The organism is Streptomyces sp. IBSBF 2435 (assembly GCF_036815005.1).
In the GTDB taxonomy this organism is placed as follows: Bacteria; Actinomycetota; Actinomycetes; order Streptomycetales; family Streptomycetaceae; genus Actinacidiphila.
This window is the reverse complement of record NZ_JAJSYW010000281.1, coordinates 1-5,976: the sequence shown is the minus strand read 5'-3', so window position 1 is coordinate 5,976 and position 5,976 is coordinate 1. Positions and strand designations below refer to the sequence as shown.

The following is a 5,976-nucleotide window of genomic DNA, read 5'->3' as shown; positions in this document are numbered from 1 at the left end:
CGCGGGAGCGGTGGCGACCGGCGCGGCAGCAGGCGGTTTTGCCTGCGGCTTCTGCGGTTTCGCGGTATGGCCGCCGGTGAGTGCGAAAGCGGTGGCCGCAGCGGCGGCGACGACCACAGCCGCCGCGATGCCGACCTTGACGGGCGCGCCCAGCCCCTCGCCCGCGACAGCACTGCCCGCGGCCCCCGCGCTCCCGGAGCCGGAACCCGCCGCGGCAGCCGCGGCACCTCCCGCGGCCCCCGCGGCGGCGGCGCCACCCGCGACCACGGCGACTCCCGTGGCCTTGGCGGCGTAGACGGCGGCAAACCAGCCGATGTACGCGACCGGCAGCAGCCCCTTGAGCGCGGAATTGAGGTCGGCCAGTTCGAGCGCGGCGGCCGTGCAGCGCTCGCACTCCTTGAGGTGCCGGTTCAGCTCACGGTCCGCGCGCATCCGCAGGCCGCCGCGGGCGTGCGCGCCGAGCCGCTCGGCGTAGCGGGCGCACTCGCCCTGCGCGGTGAGCGTGGAGCTGACGTGCGCCTGCAGATACGCCTGCCGCAGGCCTTCCCTGGCGCGGTGCGCCAGGACGGCGGTGGCGTTGGCGGTCAGGCCGAGCAGCGGGGCGACGGCGGCGGGCGACTCCTCCTCGACCGTCGTGTGCCACAGCACGGTCTGCCAGCGCTCGGGCAGCGTGCGGAAGGCCTGGATGGCCAGCGACTGCTCGGCCTGCGCCATGGCCCGGACGTCGGCGGCGGGCGCGCTGGTCGCGGCCTCAGCCCCCGCGCCCGCGGCGGTGACGGCGAAGGCCGCGAAGTCCTCGACCAGTTGCTCCCGGCGGGCGGTGCTGCCCCAGGACGCGGCGACCCGGCGGACCGTGGTCAGCAGATAGGCGCGGACCGCGGACTGCGGGCCGCTGCCGCCGCGGATCGCCTGCAAGGTGCGGGCGAAGACCTCGCCGGTCAGATCCTCGGCAGTGTGCGCGTCCCGGCAGCAGGTACGGGCGTAGCGGCGTACGGCCTCGGCATGGCGCCGGTAGATCTCCCCGTACGCGCCGTCCCGGCCGGCCCTGACCTGGTCGACCAACTCCTCGTCCGACCGGGCGGATTCGGGCTCGGGGCGGGGCGGGCGCAGCAGGCCGTCGCCCATGGGCGCGTCGGACACATGGTCAGGCGCCGCGCCCGGCAGAGGACCGGGGCGCCGCTGACCCGGCACCGCCCCGTCCGGGCGCGCCACCGGACCGCGTTGCCCCGGCACCCTGCGCGACAGCGGCTCGGCGCCGCCTTCCGGCCCGGCCCCCGCGGCAGGGGCGGCGCCGGAATCCCCGCTTGGCTCATCCACGGTGCCAGCCTGGCACAGCGGAGGGGGCCGGGGTCATGGCCTTCGGCGGAACCACTCTTCCGTGGAAGGATCCGTCCTGCGCTCCGCCGTGTTCATCCGCACGGCCTACGCCCCGGCCGGCCGCTCATTCGCGGGCGGCCGGGCGCTCCGAGGGGCGCGAGCGCAGCCCTTCCAGCAGGATGTCGAGCAACCTGGCGGAGGCCGCCGCCTGTTGTGCGGCGTCCGGCAGAGAGGGCGCCGCGGTGGCGATCACCAGCAGCACGTCGGCGACCGAGACGTCGGCGCGCAGCTCGCCCGCCGCCCGCGCTCTTTCCACGAGCTGGCCGACGACGTCGAGCAGCGTGCGTATGCCCTCCTGGTCCTCGATCCTGTCCGTACGCCCGCCGGCGGGCCCGCTGCCGGTGACATCGTCGCGCCCGGCGTGGTCGCCGGGACCCGGGCGCTGGCCGCCCTCGCCGGGCTCCGCGCCGAACCTGGCCCGCTGCTGCGGCACCCGGGCCGGCTCGCCCGCGGCCTGCTGCTTCTCGTCCTCGTGCGGTGCGTGATCCGTGTGCGGTTCGCCGCCCGCTGTGACCGGGCCGCCCGGCGCGCCCTGCACCCGCAGCACCTGCGGCGGCAGCAGCCGCCCGGCGCCGGAGGCGACGGAGGTGCGCAGGAAGCGGGCCAGCGCGGACCAGGCCTCATTCTCCTGGCCCAGCGCGGTGCGCGCTTGCTCCGTCAGCCGTGCGGTCTCCTCCTCGGCGATCCGCCTGACCAGCACGTCCTTGCTCGGGAAGCGGCGGTAGACGGTGCCGACGCCGACCCGTGCCCGCCGCGCCACGTCCTCCATGGGCGCGCCGTAGCCCAGTTCGCCGAAGACCTCGCGGGCGGCCCGGAGCACATGCTCCAGATTCCGCTGGGCGTCCACCCTGAGCGGCGCCGCCCTGCCCGTGCCCCCCTCCGAACCTGCGGCAGCCGACCACGTCGTGTCCTGAATGTGCATATGTGTATCCCCCGGAAAGTTGAATGTCTCCCCCCGGAGACTCCCCACCCATAAAGATCACGCTGTGCGCGTCGCCGCGCACTACTACGAGATACGAACATAGTTGAGGGGGCGTCAAGAATGAAGAGGGTGTGATCCCTGGGGCGTGGGCTCTTCCAGAGCGCCACGGGACACGTCTTCCCGCCGTGCGGCCTTTGCCCGGTGATCGCCCGGTGCGGGTGCCCCCGGCGAGCCCGCGAGGACGCCGATTGCTGTGAATCATGGTGTCCGCCCTGTGGACAAACGGCGCCCGGCCATTGCGTCATGGAGCAATGACGACGGAGTCGGCAGCCATGGCCAGGGCAAGCACACCGCGCATTCTTGTGGTCGGCGGTGGTTACGTCGGCATGTACACGGCATTGCAGTTGCAGCGAAAGCTGCGGTTGAAACACGGCGAGGCCGAGATCGTGGTGGTCGAGCCCCAGCCGTACATGACCTACCAGCCCTTTCTTCCCGAGGCCGCCGCCGGATCGATCTCGCCGCGGCATGTCGTCGTACCGCTGCGCCGGGTCCTCGACCAGTGCCGGATCGTCGTCGGCGAGGTGCGCTCGGTCGACCACGACAAGCGGGTCGCCGCCGTCGTCACACCGGCGACCGAGGAGGAGGGCGGCGGCGCCACCGAGATCCCGTACGACCAGCTGATCATCGCCCCCGGCTCCGTCTCCCGGATCCTGCCGGTGCCGGGCCTGGCCGGGTTCGGGATCGGCTTCAAGACCGTCGAGGAGGCGATCGGGCTGCGCAACCACGTGCTGGAACAGCTCGATATCGCCTCCTCCACCCGCGACGCCGACGTCCGCGAGGCCGCCCTGACCTTCGTCTTCGTCGGCGGCGGCTACGCCGGCGTCGAAGCGCTCGGCGAACTGGAGAACATGGCCCGCTACGCCCTGCGCTACTACCACAACGTCCGGGCCGAGGACATGAAGTGGGTGCTGGTCGAGGCCACCGGGCGGATCCTGCCCGAGGTCGGCGAGGAACTGGGCCGCTACGCCGTCCGCGAGCTGCGCGGGCGCAATGTCGACATCCGGCTCGACACCCGCCTCGAATCGTGCGAGCACCGGATCGCCGTACTGTCCGACGGGTCCCGGCTGCCCACCAGGACCGTGGTGTGGACCGCCGGCGTCAAGCCCGCTCCCATCCTGGCCGCGACCGGGCTGCCGCTGAACGAACGCGGCCGGCTGCTCACCGACGCCACCCTCCGGATCGCGGGCCGGGAGGGCGCGTGGGCGGCCGGCGACGCCGCGGCCGTGCCCGACCTCACCGCGGACCGCGAGGACGCCCTGTGCGCGCCCAACGCCCAGCACGCCGTACGCCAGGCCAAGGTGCTGGCCGGCAATGTCGTGGCACATCTCCGCGGCGAACAGCTCACCGAATACCGTCACAAGTACGTCGGCTCCGTCGCCTCGCTCGGCCTGCACGAAGGCGTCGCTCTGCTCTACGGGCGCAAGTTCAAGGGCTACCCCGCCTGGCTCGTGCACCGCGTCTACCACCTCAGCCGGATGCCCACCGCGAACCGCAAGTCCAAGGTGCTCGCGGAGTGGATCCTGTCCGGGCTCTTCAAGCGCGAGATCGTCTCCCTGGGCTCGCTCGAGCACCCGCGCGCCGAATTCGAACAGGCCGCGGGAAGCGGCGGTGATGGCGGCCGCCCGCGGCCGTGAGCGCCGCCCGGAGCGCCGCGGGCGCACTGGTGCGATTCCCTCGCGGGCCCCTGGTCGGCCACACTGGACGGGTGACCACCCGTGCGGCAGCACCTGCAAAGAGTGACAAACACGAGGAATCGGACGGTTGAACCTCACGCGTTGGAGCGCCCGGCTCCCCGGAACACAGCGACGCGGTGCCGTCCCGGCGGCCCGCGGCAAGACCGCCGACACCGTCGCAGCGGTCGGCGGCGCAAAGAGCGGCGGCTCCGCCCCCGCGGACCCGCCCGCGCCGACCCCAGAAGCCGGGACAGGCTCCGCCGGCACCTCGCCGCACGCCCAGGACCAGCAGCTTTGCTCCATCGGCGGTGCGCCCGCCGACCTTGAGGGCGTCCTCAGCCGACTGCCCGCGTTGATCGCCGTCACCTATGGACGCGCCCATCGCGTCGGCTTCGTCAACGACGCCTATGCCGAGGTTTTCGGCCGCCGCACCGTCGGCGCGCCGGCCCGCGAAGCCCTGCCGGAACTCGACGAACTGGGCCTCCTGCCGCTCATGGACCAGGTCCACCGCAGCGGCCGTCCGCGTACCGTCAAAGCCCGCAAGGTCAGCAGGGCCGACACCTCCGCGCTCACCCGTCAGGGCTACTTCACGTTCACCTGTACGCCTGTCCACCCCGACGACCCCGACCCCGAACGCCGCGGCGTCCTGGTCTTCGCCGCCGACGTCACCGACCAGGTCCAGTCCGCGGAAAGGCTCAGGGAGAGCGAGCGCCGCCTCCACGAGACCGCCGTCACCCTCCAGCGCAGCCTGCTGCCGCAGCAACTTGAGCAGCCCGACGACCTCCGGCTCGCCGCCACCTACCAGCCCGGCGGCACCGACGCGGCGGTGGGCGGCGACTGGTACGACGTCATCACCCTCGGCGGCGGTCGCACCGCCCTGGTCATCGGCGACGTCATGGGCCGCGGAGTGCGCGCCGCCGCCGTCATGGGCCAGCTCCGTACGGCCGTACGCGCCTACGCCCGGCTCGACCTGCCCCCGCACGAGGTCATCCAGCTGCTCGACGGGCTCGCCTCGGAGATCGACGCCACCCAGATCGCCACCTGCGTCTACGCCGTCCACGACCCCAGCGAGGGCCGGCTCTCCTACGCCAGCGCCGGCCACCTGCCGATCCTCATCCGCAACCCCGACGGCACCGTGCTGCGCACCGAGGAGCCCACCGGGCCGCCGCTGGGCACCGACGGCTGGGTCCACGCCTCGGCCACCGTCCCCTTCGGCCCCGGCTGCACCGCCGTGCTCTACACCGACGGCCTCATCGAGCGCCGCGGCGAGGACATCGAGGAAGGCGTCTCCACCCTCATGCGGGCGCTGGCCGGCGCCACCGGCGCGCCGCAGGTCGTCTGCGACCGCCTGATGCGCGCGCTCGGCATCACCGCGCAGCATGACGACGACGTGGCCGTCCTGGTCCTGCAATACCCCGACCACACCGGCCATCCCGACGGCGAGGTCTTCCGCAACGCCGCGCTCGAACTCCTCGGCGGCATCGAGGCGGCCCCGCGCGCCCGCGCGTTCGCCTCCGGCGTCCTGGCGTCGTGGCGCTTCCCCGTCGAGCTGCGCGATCTCGGTGTGCTCGCGACGAGTGAGCTGGTCGCCAACTCGCTCAAGCACGGGACGCCGCCCATGCTGTTGCGCCTCCGGCGCACTGATCGGCGGCTCGTCATCGAGGTCACGGACGGTGACGAGCATCTGCCGCAGCGTCGGCGGGCGGAACCCGCCGACGAGGCGGGGCGCGGGATCTCGATCATCGCGACGATCGCGTCGTCCTGGGGTTCGCGTCGCACACCGGGCGGCGGCAAGGCCGTCTGGTGCGAATTCACCCTCCCGACCTAGCCCCTCCGGGGGTGCCTGTGCGCCGGCGGGCGCGCTTTCCGCTGGCGCGGGGCCGGGGGTGCCGGCTGCGTCGGCGGGCGCGCTTTCCGCTGGCGCGGGGCCGGGGGTGCCGGCTG

At 73.7% G+C, this 5,976-nt stretch carries 4 protein-coding genes; 2 read left to right on the top strand and 2 right to left on the bottom strand.

Going from position 1 to position 5,976, the window contains the following annotated elements:
• Together V7E46_RS31920 and V7E46_RS31915 are read right to left on the bottom strand one after the other, a co-directional pair.
• A partial coding sequence (locus tag V7E46_RS31920; RefSeq protein WP_333771671.1) for an RNA polymerase sigma factor occupies positions 1-1,125 on the bottom strand: 1,125 nt, incomplete at its 3' end.
• Between the two features lie 316 nt (positions 1,126-1,441).
• Entirely contained in the window at positions 1,442-2,299 is an 858-nt protein-coding gene (locus V7E46_RS31915) for a TetR/AcrR family transcriptional regulator (RefSeq protein WP_333771670.1), read from the bottom strand.
• A gap of 311 nt (positions 2,300-2,610) precedes the next feature.
• Between V7E46_RS31915 and V7E46_RS31910 the strand changes: the two genes are divergently transcribed.
• On the top strand, positions 2,611-3,993 hold the full coding sequence (locus V7E46_RS31910) for an NAD(P)/FAD-dependent oxidoreductase (RefSeq protein ID WP_333771669.1): 1,383 nt from the start codon (positions 2,611-2,613) through the stop codon (positions 3,991-3,993).
• 127 nt (positions 3,994-4,120) lie between these two features.
• The gene (locus V7E46_RS31905) at positions 4,121-5,860 is read left to right on the top strand and encodes an ATP-binding SpoIIE family protein phosphatase (protein WP_333771668.1); all 1,740 of its coding nucleotides are present in this window, start codon (positions 4,121-4,123) and stop codon (positions 5,858-5,860) included.
• Positions 5,861-5,976 lie beyond the last annotated feature (116 nt).

Bases quoted from the DNA above. Each gene is read 5' to 3' on its own strand.
- V7E46_RS31910 (WP_333771669.1), top strand. From the start codon at position 2,611: ATGACGACGGAGTCGGCAGCCATGGCCAGGGCAAGCACACCGCGCATT.
- V7E46_RS31915 (WP_333771670.1), bottom strand. From the start codon at position 2,299: ATGCACATTCAGGACACGACGTGGTCGGCTGCCGCAGGTTCGGAGGGG.